The sequence below is a fragment of the Levilactobacillus huananensis genome, assembly GCF_003946145.1.
GTDB classification, from domain to species: domain Bacteria; phylum Bacillota; class Bacilli; order Lactobacillales; family Lactobacillaceae; genus Levilactobacillus; species Levilactobacillus huananensis.
Genome location: NZ_RHOC01000004.1, coordinates 178,620 through 199,066, shown reverse-complemented (window position 1 = coordinate 199,066; position 20,447 = coordinate 178,620). Strand labels below are relative to the sequence as shown.

The 20,447-nt window shown below is 49.9% G+C and carries 15 protein-coding genes; 11 read left to right on the top strand and 4 right to left on the bottom strand.

Going from position 1 to position 20,447, the window contains the following annotated elements; all coding sequences use genetic code 11:
• Nucleotides 1-200: 200 nt before the first annotated feature.
• From EKM71_RS05380 to EKM71_RS05355, 6 genes are all read left to right on the top strand, one after another.
• Nucleotides 201-845, top strand: a complete 645-nt coding sequence (locus tag EKM71_RS05380) for a hypothetical protein (protein WP_125573626.1) — start codon at nt 201-203, stop codon at nt 843-845.
• Between the two features lie 1,028 nt (nt 846-1,873).
• The gene (locus EKM71_RS05375; RefSeq protein WP_125573625.1) at nt 1,874-2,827 is read left to right on the top strand and encodes a phosphate/phosphite/phosphonate ABC transporter substrate-binding protein; all 954 of its coding nucleotides are present in this window, start codon (nt 1,874-1,876) and stop codon (nt 2,825-2,827) included.
• A gap of 92 nt (nt 2,828-2,919) precedes the next feature.
• On the top strand, nt 2,920-3,672 hold the full coding sequence (gene phnC / locus EKM71_RS05370; RefSeq protein WP_125573624.1) for a phosphonate ABC transporter ATP-binding protein: 753 nt from the start codon (nt 2,920-2,922) through the stop codon (nt 3,670-3,672).
• Nucleotides 3,673-3,684: 12 nt separating this feature from the next.
• Nucleotides 3,685-4,479 carry a phosphonate ABC transporter, permease protein PhnE gene (gene phnE, locus EKM71_RS05365; RefSeq protein WP_125573623.1) on the top strand — a complete coding sequence of 265 codons (795 nt, stop codon included), beginning with the start codon at nt 3,685-3,687 and terminating at the stop codon, nt 4,477-4,479.
• A 7-nt stretch (nt 4,480-4,486) separates the two neighbouring features.
• Nucleotides 4,487-5,308, top strand: a complete 822-nt coding sequence (phnE, locus tag EKM71_RS05360; protein WP_225417999.1) for a phosphonate ABC transporter, permease protein PhnE — start codon at nt 4,487-4,489, stop codon at nt 5,306-5,308.
• A complete protein-coding gene (locus EKM71_RS05355; protein ID WP_125573621.1) occupies nt 5,308-6,864 on the top strand; it encodes a bifunctional metallophosphatase/5'-nucleotidase in 1,557 nt (518 codons plus the stop codon). Before phnE (EKM71_RS05360) ends, EKM71_RS05355 begins: the two co-directional genes overlap by 1 nt.
• 216 nt (nt 6,865-7,080) lie before the next feature.
• Here the strand turns inward: EKM71_RS05355 and EKM71_RS05350 are convergent, their stop codons facing one another.
• Nucleotides 7,081-8,070 (bottom strand): zinc-binding dehydrogenase, encoded by a 990-nt coding sequence (locus EKM71_RS05350; protein WP_125573620.1) that lies wholly within the window; start codon nt 8,068-8,070, stop codon nt 7,081-7,083.
• A 274-nt stretch (nt 8,071-8,344) separates the two neighbouring features.
• On the opposite strand from EKM71_RS05350, the gene EKM71_RS05345 reads away from it, so the two are divergent.
• Complete coding sequence (locus EKM71_RS05345) at nt 8,345-11,089, top strand: HAD-IC family P-type ATPase (RefSeq protein WP_125573619.1); 2,745 nt, start codon at nt 8,345-8,347, stop codon at nt 11,087-11,089.
• A gap of 72 nt (nt 11,090-11,161) precedes the next feature.
• Here EKM71_RS05345 and EKM71_RS05340 read toward each other — a convergent pair whose 3' ends face one another.
• Nucleotides 11,162-11,500, bottom strand: a complete 339-nt coding sequence (locus tag EKM71_RS05340) for an ASCH domain-containing protein (protein ID WP_225417996.1) — start codon at nt 11,498-11,500, stop codon at nt 11,162-11,164.
• Nucleotides 11,501-11,718: 218 nt separating this feature from the next.
• Between EKM71_RS05340 and EKM71_RS05335 the strand changes: the two genes are divergently transcribed.
• From EKM71_RS05335 to EKM71_RS05320, 4 genes are all read left to right on the top strand, one after another.
• Nucleotides 11,719-13,140 (top strand): C69 family dipeptidase, encoded by a 1,422-nt coding sequence (locus EKM71_RS05335; protein WP_125573618.1) that lies wholly within the window; start codon nt 11,719-11,721, stop codon nt 13,138-13,140.
• 48 nt (nt 13,141-13,188) lie between these two features.
• The gene (locus EKM71_RS05330; protein WP_125573617.1) at nt 13,189-14,187 is read left to right on the top strand and encodes a hypothetical protein; all 999 of its coding nucleotides are present in this window, start codon (nt 13,189-13,191) and stop codon (nt 14,185-14,187) included.
• 257 nt (nt 14,188-14,444) lie between these two features.
• Nucleotides 14,445-15,443, top strand: a complete 999-nt coding sequence (locus EKM71_RS05325; protein WP_125573616.1) for a hypothetical protein — start codon at nt 14,445-14,447, stop codon at nt 15,441-15,443.
• 442 nt (nt 15,444-15,885) lie between these two features.
• Complete coding sequence (locus tag EKM71_RS05320) at nt 15,886-16,818, top strand: DMT family transporter (protein ID WP_125573615.1); 933 nt, start codon at nt 15,886-15,888, stop codon at nt 16,816-16,818.
• A gap of 59 nt (nt 16,819-16,877) precedes the next feature.
• On the opposite strand, the gene EKM71_RS05315 is transcribed toward EKM71_RS05320, so the two are convergent.
• Both EKM71_RS05315 and EKM71_RS05310 read right to left on the bottom strand, forming a co-directional pair.
• Nucleotides 16,878-18,092, bottom strand: a complete 1,215-nt coding sequence (locus tag EKM71_RS05315; protein ID WP_125573614.1) for a hypothetical protein — start codon at nt 18,090-18,092, stop codon at nt 16,878-16,880.
• Nucleotides 18,093-18,311: 219 nt separating this feature from the next.
• Nucleotides 18,312-20,336: a heavy metal translocating P-type ATPase gene (locus tag EKM71_RS05310; RefSeq protein ID WP_404819410.1), complete on the bottom strand. Its 2,025-nt coding sequence runs from the start codon at nt 20,334-20,336 to the stop codon at nt 18,312-18,314.
• Nucleotides 20,337-20,447: the final 111 nt, after the last annotated feature.

Sequence of the window (20,447 nt, the reverse complement as noted above, 5' to 3'; positions counted from 1 at the left end):
TGTTCTGGGTGAGACACTATTTAGTGTACACAAAATTTCAAAATGTTTTATTTACAGAGCTTGACTAAACGTAGGAAAGAGACTGGGACAATTGTTCTGGCTTTTTTCGATCGTGTCATCACCCCAATACCTTTTGACACATGGCTTTATCCGTGCAAATGCGTATAATAGGGTATAAATTGTTTTGGTAATTAAGGGGGATGGATCAATTGCGTCAGGGGATTAAACGTGGCTTAATCTTACTTGGGTTTTACGTCTGTTGGATGTTGCGAACGGTCGGATGGGCTTGGCTTTCCGGCAATGACAATGGCGCCTTCTGGCCTACGGTGTTGCGTTTTATCGTTTTTGGCGTGGTGCTCTTGCCTTGGCCCGTCATTGTTTACTTGGTTGGCAGGGGCATTCATCACCATCAGTGGATGCCCATCGTAAGTGCTGGTTGGCTAGCGGTGTTAACGTTGGCTTCTTCGGAAGCCCTGAGTGCGAAAGTGGCCCCGTTTATTCCCTTGATAACGATTCTGACGGGATGGCAAGTGGCTGGTTGGTTTATTAAATCGACGTCACGGTCTGCAACCTGGTGGGTGACGGGCGTTAGTGTTGTGGTCACCGGGTTTTGTCTATTGACGCCGGTAACGGCTAGTCGATTGTTTGTGGCGGGTTACGCCTCGCCGATTCAGGCACTTACTGCCAGGTCATCATCCGATCGAAATGGCAAGGTGATCTCGTATAACTTTAACGTGACTGAAGTTAGCTTAATCCCCACACAAACGAATCCCAAGTTGAGTGTGGATGTTCGTCACTTGGGCTGGGTCTATTATCCTACCGAACAACAGTGGTGGGTGGTTTAAATAGAACTTTAAAATGAGAAGACCGATTGTCGATGAAATGGTCATTGACGACCGGTCTTTTATAATATGTTCATTTATGAAAACAAAAAAATTAACCGCCTTGAATTAGACTGGGATTTAGTCTGATTCAAGATGGTTAACGATTATTTTGGGACAGCGTTTAATCGGGGTATTTTCCGGGTACCCGGATCACTGCTACCAAAAAAGCTTTAGTTTGTCGTCTGTTTGTTAAGCAATTGTTTACGACAACTTCATAATAACAAAGAAATCAAGGGTTTTGGGTGATTCTCGTGATTTGTAATATTACAAATTCGTGCAACATTCATTTAGGGGAACAACCGGTCGATAATCGTCCCCACTCATAGGGTTCACGAGTCAGGACGGCAGTGGTTTTTATCTGAATAATTATTCTGAAAGACGAATATGATTTGGGCGATGAGAAAATTTACCCCATCGCCTTTTTTACAGAGCCTTAACGTAAATTGGCAGACAGTCGATCGGTTTGGTGGGTCACCGCCCAAACTAAATGAGAAGGAATTCGGGAATTCTGAGAAAGTAAGAGTGACTCTCCTTCCGTGTTGATCGGCCAGTGAAAAGGGCATCATTTAGCCGGTTAATGGTTTGGGGTCAATCTAGCGATCAGGGGAATAAGACCGTGCTTTCAGTGCGTCACCGGTTGCGAAAAACGCAGTCGATGTTACGAGATTGACAGGGCGAATGGGGCCACCTCGCGAAAGCAAGTTTCGTTTGGTGATCAAAAAGCGGAAGATACCGGTAACCAGTGGTTTATCAAGGAATTTCGGCGATTTAAAGTTGGTGGTTAATCGATATGTGCGCCGAATTCTTTTATTAATAATTTTATATATTGTTCAGGTTTTACGGTTTACCTGCCGTGAACAAACGGTTTCACTTCTAATAATTATTTTGATGACGAAGCATTTTCCGAAAAACAGTTGCAAAAGTTCGGATACTTGCTATCATTGGGAGTGGTTATTGAACACCAACTACATATCTGAGGAGTGAGCTTGATGCATCTGAGAAACAAGGTTAAATGGCTCTTAGTCATGACGGCATTACTGGCCTTACCAGTTACTTTGGTAGGGTGTGGCAAGTCGACTAGCTCGACCAGTTCTTCTAGTTCTAAGGGATTTACCCCCAAGAAGTTGACGGTAGAATTCGTGCCATCATCTAACGCAGGAACGATCGAGGCTAAGGCCAAGCCATTGGAAGGCTTGCTGAAGAAGCAATTAGGGATTCCAGTGACGGTTAGTGTTTCTACCGACTACAACACCATCGTTGAGGCCATGGGGTCCAAGAAGGTGGATGTCGGCTTCTTACCGCCTGATGCATACGTGTTGGCGCACAAACAGTACGGTGACAAGGTCATCTTACAGGCCCAACGTTACGGGGTTAAGGAACCTAACGACCAAGCCACGAAGCAACTTGTGGATTACTACCGGTCACAAATCTTGGTTCGCAAGGATAGCGGGATTAAGTCTATCAAGGATCTGAAGGGCAAGAAGATTGCCGTGCAAGACACGACCTCAACTGCCGGGTGGATTTACCCAGCTGTTGAAATGCTGGAACACGGCGTAAACGTCAACAAGGATGGCATCAAGACGGTTCAAGTGAAGGGTCATGACCAAGGGGTCTTATCCGTTTACAACAAGAATACGGACGCTGCCTTCGTCTTCCAAGGTGCTCGTAAGTTAGTCATGAAGGACCAAAAGAATATCATGCAGGACGTTGTCCCAATCTACACGACGGGCAAGATTCCTAACGATACGATTACGGTTCGTGGGGACATGACAGACAAGTGGCAGAAGAAGATCGCAGAAGCCTTCAAGGAAATCGCCAAGACCAAGAAGGGACACGACATCATTTCAAGTGTCTACTCTCACGAAGGTTATGCAGATTCCAAGGATAGCAACTTCGATATTATTCGGAAATACGACAAGCAAGCAGAAAAGCTCGACAAGTAAGCACGTCGACATTTAGGCAGTAACGACAGAAAGTAGCGGGGGGCGGCACATAGCAAGCGCCTCTGCTACTTTTTTATAGGGGGATCAGAATAATGGATCAACAACCAATCATTTCTTTCAAGAACGTGAATAAAATTTATAGCAACGGAACCGTGGGTTTGAAAGACATTAACTTTGATATTCCCCGGGGAGAATTCTTGGTGGTCGTCGGGTTGTCAGGGGCTGGGAAGAGTACGTTACTACGAACGATTAACCGGATGCATGAGATTTCCTCTGGTGAGATTACCATCGAGGATGAACCAATTAGCAGCTACAAAGGACAATCATTGCGTCTATTACGTCGTAAGATCGGCATGATTTTTCAAGATTTCAACTTGATTAAGCGTTCGACGGTTCAACGTAACGTCCTGTCTGGAAGGGTCAGCTACTATCCCACTTGGAAGAGTGTCTTGAGCCTCTTTAGCACCGCCGATAAGGATCGTGCCATTCGGGCTTTGGAACGGGTTAATTTGACTGAAAAGCTCTATACGCGAGCTGACGAATTGTCCGGGGGCCAGCAACAACGGGTCGCCATTGCCAGAACGTTGATGCAGGACCCCAAGGTCATCTTGGCCGATGAACCGGTAGCGTCATTGGATCCACTGACGACCCAGACTGTGATGGATATCTTGAAGCGTTTGAATCAAGAAGATGGTATCACTGTCATTGTGAACTTACACTCGGTCGCCTTAGCTCGTCAGTACGCGGATCGCATTGTGGGTCTGCGCGCCGGTGCCGTCGTTTATGACAAAGAGATTGCCGACGTGACCGAGGCTGATCTGACGAAGATTTACCAGACAGCCTAGGGGGTGGCAAAAATGACAACACCAGAAATTCCGCAACGTTCGTGGAGTCAACGTTGGCACGTGAAGGCCGTGGGCTGGACAGTGCTCTTAGTGGCTTTACTTGTGGGGTCCTCCAGGATGACTGGGGTTGATGTGGGGATGTTCTTTAGCAACTTCGATCAATTTACCAATCTCTTGGTTCGGATGTCACAACCAGCTTGGTCTTACGTGCCAATCATCATTCAACCCCTCTATGAAACCATTCAGATGGCAATTTTAGGGACGACTATCGGGACCGTCTTCGCTGTGCCTTTCGCTGTCTTGGCAGCCAGCAACTTGGTTCACAATCAGTGGCTACGTGGCTTCATTCGGCTGATTTTGGACCTGGTGCGGACGTTACCTGACTTGTTATTAGCGGCCATTTTCGTGGCTATCTTTGGGATTGGGTCGACCGCCGGGGTCATTACCTTGGCTATCTTCTCCTTTGGGATGATTTCTAAGCTCTTCTACGAAGTTATCGAAACTATCGATATGGGACCGCTGGAAGCCATGGAATCCGTTGGGGCTAGCAAGGTGACCATCATTTGGTACGCCGTCCTTCCGCAAATCATGAATCAATTCGTGAGTTACTTTCTCTACACGTTGGAAATCAACGTGCGGGCATCGACCGTCCTGGGGTACCTGGGTGCCGGGGGGATCGGGGTCTTCTTACAACGATCACTGAGTGAATTTGATTATGGTAAGACGGCCGTGATTATTCTGGCTACGCTAGTTGTGGTCATGGTGATCGACGGGGTCAGCAATCATTTAAGGAGGGTCTTACTCTAAGATGAATATGCAAACGACAATGACAAATAAACCAGAGAAACCCGTCCACCTGAGCCCATGGCGACGCTGGCGTTGGCTCATCTGGCTGATTCTGGTCGCGGGTGTTTATACCTGGGCCATTACGGGCCTGCACTTCACTGGTCTGCAGGAATCGGCTGGGTCCGTCTCCAAGTCTATCGTCCACGGGTTGGTCAACCCGGATTGGGCGTATGTTTACAACGGTAGCGGTGAGGACCTGGTTTCATTAATTATTCAGACGTTGGCCATCGCGCTATTGGGAACCTTCGTGTCGGCACTTATCAGTGTGCCCTTTGCCTTTTGGGCCGCCCGTGGTGACCACGAGTGGGGCCATCTGCGTTCGGGCAGTGGGAAGATTGTCCTGACCTTGATTCGGACTTTTCCAGAAATTGTTCTGGCCATCATGTTCATTAAGGCCGTGGGTCCAGGATCATACGCTGGGGTCTTGGCCGTCAGCATTCACTCTATCGGGATGCTGGGTAAGCTTTTCAGCGAAGCCATTGAAAATATGGATCGTGGGGCCGAGGAAGCCATCGTGAGCGCTGGGGGCAATAGCCCACAAGTCTTCATGCTGGCGACGATTCCAACGATTATGCCTGAATTTATTTCCTACACACTCTACCGATTCGAAATCGCCGTGCGTTCTGCTTCCATCTTAGGGATGGTGGGTGCCGGTGGTATCGGGACGCCAATGATCTTTGCCATTCAGACTCGGGCATGGTCTCGAGTTGGAATTATCCTATTAGGGATTGTGGTTATGGTACTCCTAATTGATACGCTGTCAGAACAGCTGAGAAAGAGGCTGATCTAATGACGCACCTCAAGATTTTATCGACCAGTGATGTTCACGGCTATGTGTATCCCACGGGGTATAGCACGCCGGATGATCAGCGGGCTTTCGGGTTTCTGAAGGCTGCCACGGTCATTGAATCGGTACGTCAGGAGGCCGCTCCCGACGATATTGTCATCACCATTGAAAATGGGGATTGGATTCAAGGATCGCCATTTGCGACGTATATCGCTAAACATGACGACGCGCCTCGCGATCTCTTTACGCAATTAAGTTCAGCTATGGCGTACGATGCTGGCGTGCTAGGCAATCACGAGTTCAACTATGGGTTGTCCTACTTACGGTCCTGTGAGGCCGCGCGCCAGTACCCGTTGCTTGGCGCGAATATCCAGGGAGGTCAACGTGTTGGCATTGTCGATGCGCCGTACACCATTCTGGAACGGCGTGGCGTGAAGATTGCAATCCTGGGACTCACTACCGCCTATATCCCCATGTGGGAGACGGCAGCTCATATTGAAGGCTTGACATTTGCATCGGCGCTGACGACTGCGCAGCACTGGGTACCCCGCTTGTGCGAGTTGGCCGATGTGGTTGTCGTGGCCTATCACGGGGGTCTAGAAGCCGATCCACTGACAGGAAAGCCCACGGAACGGTTGACCGGAGAAAACGAGGGTTACCAGCTCATGACGGCGGTTCCTGGGATCGATGCCCTGATTACAGGACATCAACATCGTGAACTTGCTGGCGTTTACCAAGGTATGCCGGTTACCCAACCCGGTGAAAAGGGCGTTGCCGTGGGGATGATCGACCTGGAACTTAACGCGCACCATCAGGTGGTTGCCCACCGCGCGGAGTTGCTGTCGACAGCCCAAGCGACGCCTAAGCTGGCCCTCCAGGCTCTAACGACGGACACCGAAGCCGCCGTACAGACCTGGTTGGACCAGCCAATTGGACAAGTGGCCGGTGCCAGTCTAGCCGTGACCGATTCATTTGACGCACGGCTTCACGGGCATCCATACCTCCAATTTGTCAACGAGGTCGCCATGGCTGCCGGCCAAACGGATATCGCTTTGACCAGCCTATTTAACGATGACGTGCGGGGTTTAGGGACCCACGTCACCATGCGCCAACTGTTGAATAGCTATGGTTACCCCAACACCTTGGTCGTCGAGCGCCTGACGGGATCAGCACTCAAGGCGGCGTTGGAACGTAGCGCCAGCTTCTTTACCTGCGAGGGATCAACGGTTAAAGTCAATCCAGCCTTCATTTATCCGAAGTTACAACTCTACAATTACGATGTGTATAGCGGGATTGACTACACCTTCGACCTTCATCAGCCGATCGGTCAACGGGTGGTAGACCTTAGTTATCATGGTCAACCAGTTCAGCCCGATCAGGAACTTCTGATCGCGGTCAATCAGTACCGTGGCAATGGGGGCGGCGACTACCCGATGTTTGCCGCCAGCAAGATTGTTCGTGAAATTAACGTGGACATGGTGGCCCTCATTTTGGATTACTTTGAGCACCATCCCGTGGTCACGGGCAAACGACAAACCAACTTCCAGGTTCGGGCATGAGACCCGCACCGGAAGAAAACAGCACCAGCTAGGTGGACTTAAGGTCCAGGTAGCTGGTGCTGTTTTTAGTTAGATCAGCGTTCATTAAGTGAAGTTAGAACCTCGAGATCCTAGTTCTGCGTCACAGTCGCCTATCGCGGTGTTCCGCGGCGGAACCGTCAGTATAATTCCTGGCAGTCGCAGGCGATCTTTTGAAACTTGATTTAAAACTATAGACTACTCAAGTGAACTATCCACATGAACCACCAATTTTCCAAGATTTTCGCCGTGCTTTAGATGCTTTAGTCCAGTGACAGCCTGGTTAAAGGACAGCGTGGCGCCGATCACCGGATCCAACGCACCGCTAGCCAGCTGTTTACCAACCGCAGTCGCCATGATAGCCAGATCGTGGATACCCGCGGGATCCTCGGAACGGTAGACGCCACCTAATCCGGAGCGACTTAGGCTCAAGGATCGAGTATCAAAGTCGAAGTGATCAGGCATACCATCACCGATGGCGATAATTTGGCCGTTGTAGGCCATCCTGGCAGTATCCTCGGCCAAGGATTCACCCCCGAGCGTGTTGAGGCTGACGTCGACACCACGACCCTTGGTAGCGGCAAGGACAGCCTGGGTGACATCGGCTTGATGGTAGTTAATGATGACGTCTGCGCCAACCCGTTCAACCAGAGCACGTTTACGATCAGAGGTGGTCGCGATGGTGCGTAGGCCTAGTTGATGGGCAAATTGCAAGGCGGCCAGACCGACAGCACCGCCCCCAGCGTGAATCAACACACTTTTGGCGGCGGTCAAATTGGCCTTGCGGTGCAAGGCCTGATAGGCTGTCAGAGTGCCACATAGACTCGCGGCCGCCGAATCGAGACTGACGGTAGCCGGTAGGTGAGCGACGCTCTGACTAGTGGTGATGGTGTAGGTGGCCAGACTTCCGGCCCGTCTGAGATCCCCGTGGTAAAGGACCCGGTCACCCACGGTAAAGCCAGTGACGCCACTGCCAAGTCCGGCCACAATGCCTGCCGCATCCATGCCGACGACGTGGGGGTCATTCCAGGTGCCGTTCTCAATGACCTTGTAGTCGGCCGGATTTAGGCCCACCGACCCAACCTTGATGAGCAGTTCGCCCGCTCTCGGAGTTGGGGTGGCAATCTCTAGTTGCCGGACATCGTCTAGGTCGTGGGGACCATGTCCCATAATCGTCCATGCTTGCATCACAATCAGTCCTATTCTTTAGAATTAAGTCCATCTTAGGGGAAACATACCAAAAGGGGAAGTTATTCATTTGGTTAGCACCCCTATTGATTATGTCTATATGTTAAATTTAGATTGCATTAGCCGCTAATTGGGTGCAATTGTTTAAAAACCTTGGTAGAATTAATTAACTTAACATTATAACTGGAGGTGGACATCTTGCACGACCGTTTGATTGCTCTCCCAATTCCTGACCGCTAAATTTATTTCATCTAAGAAAGGATGACCCCATTACATGGCACAAGAAACAGAAGCAACTGTTACCACGACCACCGAAACTGAAACAACCGACCCTGGACCCAGTCAGGAGTCGCTTTGGCAAAAATCAACATCAGATCTGTTAACCGAATTCGCTACCGATAGAGATGCCGGGCTCACAACCGACGAGGCGCAGCAAAGATTGCGCGCGGATGGGCCCAACGAACTAACTGCCAAGAAACAGTCGAACCTTTTACGTTTCTTGAAACAATTTAACAACAGTATCATCTATATCTTAGCGGGCGCCGCCTTGCTCACCTTCTTCATGCACCATTATTCCGATTCAATCGTTATCGGACTGGTGATTATCGCGAACGCCTTTATCGGTTACTTCCAAGAAAAATCGGCGGATAATGCCCTCGATAAAATTAAAGCCTTGTTGGTTTCTGAAGCCGTCGTCTTTCGAGATGGCCAGAAGATTACCTTACCTTCCCGTGAATTGGTGAAGGGGGATATCGTTCAGCTGGAGGCGGGGGATACCGTGCCTGCCGACCTGCGGCTGATCGATGCGGATAACCTGAAGATTCAAGAATCCGCGCTGACTGGGGAAACCGACTCGGTTAACAAGGGGGAGGATCCCTTACCTGACGCTGACTTGGCGTTGGCCGAGCGGTCAAATCAGGCCTTTGCCTCGACGGCAGTGACCAGTGGGTCCGGCCGAGGAATTGTGACGGTGACCGGGGCCAATACCGAGATTGGTCACATTCAACAAAACGTTGCTGAAGTTAAACAACAATCAACGCCTCTAATGAAGAACCTCAATGGGTTGGGGCTCGGTTTGTCGATTGCGATTTTGGTCGCAGCGGTCCTGCTCTTTATCCTGGGGATGATTACCCACGTTTACAGCTTACCAACGCTACTGATTGCCGTGATTACCATGGTGGTGGGCTCGATGCCCGAAGGGTTGCCAGCTAGTACGTCGGTGGTCTTAGCCATGGGAACCCAGGCGATGACCAAGCAAAATGTGATCGTGAAGACGTTACCCGCAGTGGAAACGCTAGGGGCCGTCGACATCGTCAACACCGACAAGACTGGGACGTTGACAAAGAATGAAATGACCGTGACGGACGTTCTGACCGCCGCCGATACCTACACCGTTTCCGGGGTTGGGTATGACGCGACCGGCCAAGTTGAAAATGACGAGGAACAAACGGTGGCCTGGCGTGATGACACTGATCTCGAGTGGTTGGTTCAGATTGCTGGACAGACTTCTGATACCCAGTTCCATGAGGAAGATGGGCAGTGGGTGCTAACCGGTGAACCAACCGATGGGGCCTTGACGGCGCTGTACCACAAGCTGGTTGGTACCGATCCTGCACCTCAAGAGATTGACTCGTTGCCATTCGACTCTGCCATTCGTTATTCCGCGCGACTAGTAGATCACCGTGACCAACGGTACCTATTGGTTAAGGGGGCGCCTCAGACCTTGATGCGGTTGATGACCGAACAGGGCCAGACCGTCGACCAAGATGCCTGGCAAGCTCGGATTTCCCGGCTGACGCAGCAAGGAAAGCGGGTCGTGGCTTTAGGGTATCAACCCGTAGCCGCCGATGCCGATGAAGTGGATGACCTTCCAATCGGTCAGGACTTCCATCTGGCTGGAATGGCCGGGATCATTGACCCACCTCGCCCTGGGGTAGCCGATGCCGTTAAGCAACTCCGGTATGCCGGAATCAAAGTGAAGATGATCACAGGGGATGACCCCGAGACTGCAGCAGCGATTGCTCAACAGCTGAACTTGTCCGAAAAGGCCAAGGCAATTACTGGGCCTGAGTTGGCCCAGTTGAGTGATGATGAATTGGCCGCTAAGATTGACCAATATACCGTGTTTGCTCGGACCACGCCCGCTGACAAATTGCGGATCGTAAAGGCTCAGCAACAGCGTGGTCATGTCGTTTCGATGACCGGTGACGGGGTTAACGATGCGCCAGCTCTAAAGCAGGCTGATATCGGGGTAGCCATGGGGATTCGGGGGACCGATGTTGCCAAGGACTCCGCTGATATGGTGCTGGCTGACGATGACTTTACCTCGATTCTAGGGGCCGTCCGTGAGGGTCGCCACGTCTTCGATAACATTCGTAAAACGATTCGATTCCTCTTACCAACCAGTTTTGCCGAAGGCTTAATTGTGGTCCTCAGTATCTTGATGGACCAAGAGCTGCCATTGTTCCCAACGCAACTGTTGTGGATCAATATGGTGTCCGCGTTGACGATTCAGTTCGCCTTCATCTTTGAGCCCGCCGAGAGTGGCATCATGAAGCGTGGGCCACGAGACGTCACGCGTGGGATTCTATCGAAGCTCGATATGTTTGAGGTGGCCTATGTTTCTCTCTTGATTTCTGGGTTGGGAATGGTCGCTTATGACCTCTTGACGGCTCAAGGATTGTCGGCCGTAATCGGCAGTACGATGACGTTAAATGTCATTATCTTCGGGAAGGTCTTCTACCTCTTTAACTTGCAAAATGATCATCCAGTTCTGTCAAAATACTTCTTCAGAAATAAGATGAGTTTCGTGATCGTGGCCATTCTGTTGGTTCTCCAGGCCGGCATTATTTACTGGCCAGCTATGCAGAGTGTCTTCCACACCACGTCGGTCAACTTCTACTACGGCTGGGGGATCCCAATCATGGCGGGGGCAGTGGTCCTCATCGTGACGGAAATCGCCAAGGCGATTCGCCATCGATTAGATGATAGTATTGTTCAAAGGGAACAACGCTTGTAAAAAAGCGCGTGACAATAGCAGTAAATAAAAAGAGGGATTGTGGCATTTACCACAGTCCCTTTTTGCGTCCACTCAAATTTCAATTGCCATCACACCCCACCGTTGTTCTTGCTCGGGCGTATAAATCGTATAAGTGTCCTTGACCATCTGAGTGACACTAGCAGTTGGCTGACTGCCGACGCTAAGTGGGGAATAGGTTTGATACAGGCTAACAAAGGTTGGAAACAACCGATAGCCACGGACCCGCTTGGTCAAGGTTTTAGTGGGATCAGAGAGATTGATAAATTGAATAATATCGCCAATCTGAATGGTTTGGCGTTTGGGATCATGCAGACGGATTTCGATAGTTTTAGTGCCTGCAGCCATGCGGTCAAATTGGTCAGTTGTGAGCTTCATTTGAATGGGTGTCATGTTTTAACCTCCAGGTATTAGCGATGAGTTTAGATTCCAGTATAGGCAACTGGGGTTTGGGCTTCAACCGCTGTTAGATCACCGATCATTCTGACGGCAGCCGTGAAGGGTTCAGGCCCATCACGATCGTCACCAGCGATATTTGTCACTATTTTCCAAAATATGCTGGCTCTTATCTCCTGATAATCCTATACTTAGGGCAAAGGAGGCGGAACACAGTGAAGAAAAAGAGTTCCGATTGTACCGAAATTTTAGTGGGAAAAGCTGCCAGTATGGATGGCTCCACGATTGTTGCGCGTAACGAGGATGGGTATGGGCCAGTCAACCCAATCAAGTTTGTGGTGCATCCAGCCACGGATCAGACGCAGGCAACGTTTACGTCGGCTGTAACCGGCGTGACGGTATCCTTACCCGACCATGCCTATCGGTATACGGGAACTCCGCAAGCTGATCAAAGCGATGGCCAATACGAAGAGGCCGGCATCAATGAATTGAATGTCGGGATGAGTGCGACCGAAACGACCGCAACAAATGCGCGAGTCTTGGGCTACGATCCCCTAGTTAATGATGGGATCAATGAAGAAGCCATGGTCACCCTGGTTCTGCCGTACATCAAGACGGCGAAGGAAGGGGCCCAACGTTTGGGGGCCTTGCTGGAAAAGTATGGAACCGGTGAGAGTAACAGTATCGCCTTCAACGACCACAATGAGATCTGGTATCTGGAAACGGCCGGTGGGCATCACTGGGCAGCCATGCGGCTTCCCGAAGACACTTATGCCATTGCACCTAACCAAACGTTGATGCAAGAAGTCGATCTGACCGACACCGACAACTTCCTGGTTGCCACTGACCTGGTTGACTTTGTCGAAAAGAACCACTTGAATCCAACGCCAGGAAGTTTCAACTTCCGCGAAATCTTTGGGACTCACGGTGAGGATGACGCATACTACAATACGCCGCGGACTTGGTATGGGCAAACGCTCTTCAATCCTGAAATTACCGACCAAGAACCCACCGATCAAGACATGCCATTTACTCGGAAGCCAGCAAAGAAGATTGCCATCGAAGACGTGCAATTCTTCCTGTCTTCTCACTACAACGGCACGCCATACGATCCATTTGGCACTTACGCCTCTGGTTCCGCAAATGATCAACGGAAATACCGGCCAATCGCCATGGACCGGAATCAATGTTCCTCAATTTTACAGATTAGAAATGATGTGGATGCCGATCACGCGGCAATTCAATGGATTGCCATGGGCTTCTTTGCCTATGCGCCTTACGTGCCATTCTTTACCAACATTAATGACACACCAGTAGATTACCAGAATACGACGACTTCAGTTGACGTTAACAATGTTTACTGGTTGAATAAGACCTTATCCGTCATCATCGAACCGCACTTCCACGACTACGTGGAGAGTGTTAACGCTTTTCGCGAAGGGTGTCAATCCTACGCTCGTTCACGAGTCGCTGCGACTGATGCAGCCGTTGGTGGTGACGTCACGGCGTTCTTGACCCGGAGAAATGCGGAGACCGCCGGTGAAGTTTCTAAGCGGACACATGCGTTATTTGATGAATTGGTTAAGCACGGGTTGAACTTGTCGAAGACAGCTTGGGAAAAGGGGCAGAACCTCTAAGCTGTGGTCAAAAAGTAGCAGTTACTTGTCTTTTATGAGGAGGAGACTATGCAGAAGAGATGGTTGAAGTTAACGGTAGCCGCTGTCCTAGGACTGACGGTGGGCACTAGTGTCACGGTGGCTCGAGCCGCCAGTCGGGTAAAGCTACCAGCCTATCCGATGCAACGAATCTTAACGTTCAAGACCAAAGGAACCCCAGTATATCGCACGCCGCGTGGACAACGCGTCTTGGGGAAAGCTAAGAGCACGACGAAACGATGGACAGCCACCAAGGTGGTGACGATCAAGGGGAAACGCTATGTGCGCTTAGCCCTAGTGAGTGCTAAGCCGCTGTCCCACGGGACGATCGTGATTAGGGCGAAGCCAGCGTCTACTAAATTGGTCGGGGGTTACGTCGCCCTCAGTCAGCTGAAAGCGCACGAACAGATTAGTCAGCTTAAGCCACTTCAACGGACCGCCTACTGGGCGCCAACCACGACGCATGACTTTTGGAATATGCCAGCTAAGACGTTGGGAACCACAGTTGCTTTACATTATGGGAGCACCTATGGGTACCAGACGATGTACGCGATTCAGTCGTTAACGACCACCAACAAAAAGCAATACCTGTATCTGGAGACGGCAGCAGGTAAGGCTGTGGGGTGGTTACCGACGACAGCCCTTATTAAGGGAACCTACCCTAATTTGATTGATCGCGAATTGAATCGTGGTCTGAACGGGATCGCCACGACCACCACGACCATTGATAAGAAGGGGCATGTTCAGGTGGGGGTTGCCGTTAAGGACGGCGTCGTTCAACGCGTTGTTCTGTTAAAGCAGAACAGCCAGACCATCATCTATGAGTTCAAGGAGGGTCACGTGACCACGCGAACGACCCGGACTGCTACTGGTGCGGTCAAAGAGGTCGCCACGCTGACGCCAACTGACAAAACGAATCTGACCTTTAAGGCACGAGCTAACTTTGATATTCAAGGGATTGTCTATCGGGTTACCGTTACACCGGCCGGTAAGGTTAGTTTCGTTGATATTGGTGGCTGGATGGCTTAGTGGCCAATAGTATATTCTGATTAAAGTGAGTGTTTAGAATAGAAATAGAGGTTGCGAGGCGTTTTGTCCTCAAGACCTCTATTTTTGATCGGCACAGTTTACAAAATGTGGCCAATGATGGGGTCGAAACAGACGGAATCGTCTAAAGAAGGCCCCTTCATCAGAATAGTAGTATAATGAAAATATGGTTAATATAATGAATCGACACCCCTCGTTATAAGTTAAGCGAGGGCTATTCGTGAGAGGGCGCGAGACAGATGCGGGGAATCAAATTTGGGTTGGCAATGATGATGGGATTGATGATTGGTGGGGGTGTTAGTGTCACGGCTCAGGCGGCCAAACGGGTGAAATTACCTCCGTATCCGATTGATCGGATTATGACGTTCAAGACGAAAAATACCAAGGTCTATCGCTATCCTAGAGCTGCTAAGCCCCACAGTAAATATCTGGGTAAGAACAAGAGCGTCAAGAAAACCTGGACGATTTCGAAGGTGGTTCGAATTAAGGGTAAGCGTTATGCGCAGTTAATGACGAATATCCAATTGCCTTTACAACACGGTTCACACGTGTACGGGGTGTCGTGGAGTCGCTTGGAAGGCGGGTATGTCCCCCTCAGCAAGCTGCGGTACCACAAGAAGATTCAATCCTATACAACGATGAAGCGCACAGCCTACTGGTTGTCCAATCGCGATAACGACTTTTGGGAAATGCCGGAGGGAACCGTTGGGAACAATAGTGCTGTTGAATACGGGCGAGATCATGCCTATCAAACGATCTATGCCTATCAAACCCTGACGACGGTTAAGCATCGCCGTTATCTGAACTTCAAGACTGCCAAAGGCGAAAAGATCGGTTGGTTGCCGGCCGATGCTGTGTATAAGGGAAAGTATGTTGATCCATTGAAGCGTGAGTTAACGCGGGATCTAGTAGACACGACGCCAGTCATCACGGTGGTCAATCGCCAGCATAACCTCCGAGTTGGCTGTGCCATGCGAGACGGTGTGGCCCAACGCGTGGCGTTAATCGATGAATGGAGTGACACGACCACGATTGACTTCAAGGATGGGTTGGCCGTCAAGAAGACGCGACGCTTGGGTGATGGCACCAAGACACAAGTCAAAAACTTCACGGCACCGACGAGTCAAGTCACCTTTACCCGAAATATTTGGGACGATGTCTACGGGACGGACTACACGATCACCGTTTCAGCTACAGGCAAAGTAAAGGTGATCACAATGCCTGGTGGCGAAGCATAGATGGCGGGATCTACGAGTGTGCCTACAATCCATGTTGGTCCTTAATTTGCTCGCCAAGCAAACCGGGGGATACCGCGCGATCTGGTATTCGGTCATCGGGTAAAATAGGCGTCAGAGTTACGGGAGGACTTGCCTCCTAACACTCATACTCAGCAGTCTATTAAACGGATATGTCGGCGACTACCATCAATTGTTGCTGTGATCGTATTCGTGGCTGGGTTTGTGGGGCTTCCAAACCGTTGAAGGCCTTTTTTTTGTTGCCTGCCAGTTGGTGGTTAGGTGACAATGGTTATTGTTGTAAATTACATTCTCATGAAGATTTGGCGGGAGCCCGTGGGTTTCAGTACGAGGTTTGTTATAATGGATCTCGCATTGTGAACTTTGAAAACGAGAGGAATATGAAAATGATTATGATCGGAATAGAAGTTGGGCGGTGGCGGACATGGTAACCCAACAACATCATTTACGTGGCGTCCTATTGGCTAGTGTGGCCTGTATGTTATGGGGTGTTTCGGGGGTTGCCGCGAGCACCTTGTTTATCCTGAATCCGCATGTGACGGCGCTGTGGTTAACACAGGTGCGCATGATTAGTGCCGGTTTTATTCTCCTGATCATGGGCCTGATATTGGGGACGCGACCGCTAGAAATTTTTAAGCAACGTGCGACCGGTTTACGCGTTATCAACTATGGTTTGTTAGGACTGGTACCAGTTCAATGGTGTTACTTTGAAGCCGTTAAATTTGGGAATGCGCCAATCGCCACGATTATTCAGTTCCTTGGCCCTTTTATCATTAGCATTTATTACTTTTTATTCAAACATACCAAGCCATCACGAGCTGAAGGCATCGGCATGATTATCGCCTTTACGGGGACACTATTGATCGTAACGCATGGCCATTTGAACAGCCTGGCTATCTCTCCCGTGGTTCTTTTCTGGGGGGGACTATCGGCGATTGGGGTGGCCACGAATACGTTGTTGCCGCGGCCGTTATTTCCAAAATTTGGGGCCATCAACGTGACCGCTTGGGGACTATTTCTAGCTGGGATCTGCCTGAATATTTTTGGTCCACTGTGGTTGGTCCCTGTCACTTTGACGTGGCAAGAGGCCGGATTGATTGCGTTTATTGTCGTCTTCGGGACGATCGTTCCTTTCCTGATGTTCGCCCACGCTCAGGGGTATATTTTGCCGACCACGGCCAGCTTGCTGGATGCCTTTGAACCTTTGTCGGCCACAGTCTTTTCGGTGGCTTTTCTGAATGTCCAACTCACAGGATTTGACTTGGTGGGGGGCACTTTAATCATCTTTGCAGTTATGATTCTGTCTATTAATGCGCAGAAAATTCTCAACTTTTTGCATCGTTGGCGGACAGATTAAAATCTCAAACACGAAAAGAGTCGTAACGTCAGCTGGCGTTACGACTCTTTTGATTTAGATTATGGCAAGTCATAGGGAATTGATCCGTAAGGTGTGTAGAAGGTCTTGCCACCAAGGTGCATGATACCGTAATAACTTGAGGGTACCGTATAAGGCATGTCATCATACTCAGAGTCGTAAGGTGGTGTCTCGTAAGTATCCTGAAGGTTGACTAAGGCCAGTCGGTATTGCTGTTTACCTTTGTAACGGACTTTGGTGGTCTTAAAGCCTTTAAGCTTCTTGGCCAAATAAAGGTAACGTGTGTGGCCCTTGATGCGGGTTCGCTTGATTTTAACGGACGTTACAGGTTTTGCATGGTAGACAATATCGGAATCTTTAGGATTGTTTTGACGAACTTCAACGTAACCATCAGTGGTAATTTGAACCGACTGCTTGGAGAGAAGTGATCCCCTGTATTGCATAGCAGTCATCCCGCCAGAATAGAAGTCACCGTTGCTCTCGTTCTTAGGGAGGTAAGCAGGCCGTTTAACACGCTTAAAGTTCTTCATTTTCTTGCGATTATAGATGGCGATTCCACCTCCTGGTAGCCACAAGCCTTCGCGGTATCCTGGGCTGAGAATCTTTTGATTCAACAGTCCGACATCCAGAAAGAAGGCAGGGCCACTGGCATTAGCTTCCCCTTGAATAAGAGTTCCAGCAGGTAAGGTTATGGGAATCTTAACGTCACCAAATCCTGTATAGGCAGTAAATGGAACGTTGAAGGTCATTTTCTTTGTGGTTCTGTAGAAATCATATTCACCGATCTGCTTAGCAGCTTTGGCAAAGGCTTTTTTGGTAGTGGGATTAATCATCTGACGATGGGGCTTTGATTCTGGTCGATTACCAACGCCAACCTCGTAGGGGATCTCTTCATCCCCCTGAGGATTATATCCCTGTTTAAAGCCGTCCGTCGTCACGTAGCCAAGGTCAGTGCCATAGCATGTTTTAAGATGGAAGTAGGCGGTTTCTTTTCCGTTATGACGCATCGTTAACTTTTGGACGACATATTCATCATAATATGGGTAAATAAAGTTTAACACCGTCATTTTCTTTGTGTGTGTCTTGTCCCAAGCATACCGTGGCTTGGTGTAACTCGTTAAGTAATAGGGTGTTGGTGTGATAGTCTCAGTTGACGTAATCTTATAGGCAGATGCCTGAGCGTTGGTCGTGGTGAGCACACCGCCACCAACGAATAGTGCCAGTGCGGCAACGACTTTGACGCCTAGTTTTAACATAAAATAGCCTCCTCTAATCCCCGAATGTATTGGACTCCTAACTAAATTGTAAGCCTTTGCATGACGGTCGACAAGCGTAACTTGAGTTCGTCAAAAGCAAATAAAAAGACACAACCATCGATGGTTGTGTCTCCTGGATTTGATTTTAATTCGGTTGCGGACAATGCTCACGTCTAGCATTGACCATTAGTGTCAGCCACAGATGGCCTTTTGCTAGTCCTAAGCAACATCCTTAACATCTTTAATTCGCAAGGTCATGGCGTTAATCGCCACGATAACGGTACTTAAGGACATGATAACGGCGCCGACCATTGGGTCCAACATGAAGCCAACAGGGGCTAAGACGCCAGCGGCCAGTGGAATAGCGATTAAGTTGTATCCGGCACCCCACCAGAGGTTTTCGGTCATCTTACGCCGCGTTGCACGGGCCAAGTCTAAGAATTGAATGACATCGGCTGGATCACTTGAGACTAAGATGATGTCGGCAGATTCAATGGCCACATCGGTCCCAGATCCGATGGCAATCCCAATGTCAGCCCGGGTCAGGCTAGGGGCATCGTTAACGCCATCCCCAATGAAGAGGACCTTCCCTTTTTGCTGGTATTCCTGAACCAAACGTTCCTTATCTTCGGGTAACAAACGTGCCTGGACATCCTCAATCCCGATGTTTGATGCGACCTTGTTGGCCGTTTCTTGGTTATCCCCAGTCAGCATAACTGGGGTGATCCCTTGGTGCTTCAGAGCGGCAATCAGCTGCTTAGCGGCCGGCTTGATTTGGTCTCCTTGAGCGACGAGGCCGAGAACTTGATCACCGGCAACGAGATAACTGATCGAATTGCCTTCGGCGGCGAATGTTGTGAATTGATCGTGATCGTAAGCTAACTGATGTTGATCCAAGTAGTTGACAGCAACGACGCCATAAGTGGTGCCGTCGATGGTCCCAAATTGTCCCATCCCAGTTTCTTGGTGGGTGTCAGATGCACCGGTGAAGGAGACACTTTGCTTCTTAGCGGCCGTTAGAATCCCGGTAGCTAAGGGGTGACTTGATCCACTTTCCAAGCCTGCCATTAGGGCCAAAACCTCGTTGTCGCTGAGGGTATCGCTTAGGCTGACCAAATGGTTAACCTTGAATTCACCCATCGTCAACGTCCCAGTCTTGTCCATTAGAGCGTACTTAATTTGGTTGACTTGTTCCATGGCGTTACGGTTCCGGATCAACAACCCATTTTGCGCGGCGATTGCGGTACTCCGAGAAACAACTAGAGGAACGGCTAATCCTAACGCATGAGGACAAGCGATAACGAAGACGGCGACGGCCACTGGTAAGGCCACGGCGAGATTTGCCACGGTGACCCAGATGATGAAGGCTAGAATGCCAACGAAGAGGGCGGCGTAGAACAACCAACCAGCGACTTTGTCGGCGAGGTTTTCTGACTTGGACTTAGCGTGCTTAGCGTCACTGATGAGCTTCATGACTTGGGCCAAGTAACCGGTCTCGCCAGTTCCTGTGACCTTAGCGGTGAAAGTCCCCGTTCCGTTGACGGATCCCCCGATAACAGAATCCCCAACAGCTTTTTTGACGGCCTTGGATTCCCCGGTGACTAGCGACTCGTTGACATCGGAGTCACCTGAAACAATCGTGGCGTCGGCTGGAATTTGTTCCCCAGCGCGCACGACGACCAGCTGGCCAACCTGTAGATCGCTGAGTTGAACATCGGTGATTTTCCCCTTTTCGTCGATCACGTGGGCTTCCTGTGGCAGGAGCTTGCCCAGCGCTTCAACGGCTGAACCGGCATTCATGACCGTGTTCATTTCAATCCAGTGTCCCAATAACATGATGACAATCAAGGTTGAGAGTTCCCAGAAGAAGTTGTTGACGGTTGGGGTGACGTGGAAGATATTGTTGGCGATCACGGCGTAGATACTGTAAACGTAGGCAACCCCGATCCCCATGGCGATCAACGTCATCATGGCGGGCCGTTTCATTTGAAGTTCAGCCTTAGCCCCACTGAGAAAGGGTCTCCCACCATAGAAGAAGAGGATGGTTCCGAGGACAGCAACGATCCAGTCACTCCCAGGGAAAATAATTTGGAAGGGCAGGGCAGCGCCCATCATGGGGGACATCAGAATCACAGGAATAGTTAGGATGAGAGAGACCCAGAACTTTTGTTTCAAGTTTCCCATGTGCATCATGTGACCATCACCCATGTCCATATCCATATGGGTCATGTCCATGTTACTCATATCTTGGTGTTCTGCAGGCTTGCTGCCCATGTCCATCTGGCTGTGATCCATACCCTTCATATCGTGGTCCATATTCATGTGGGTCATGCCCAAGTGTCGTTCTGAATCATT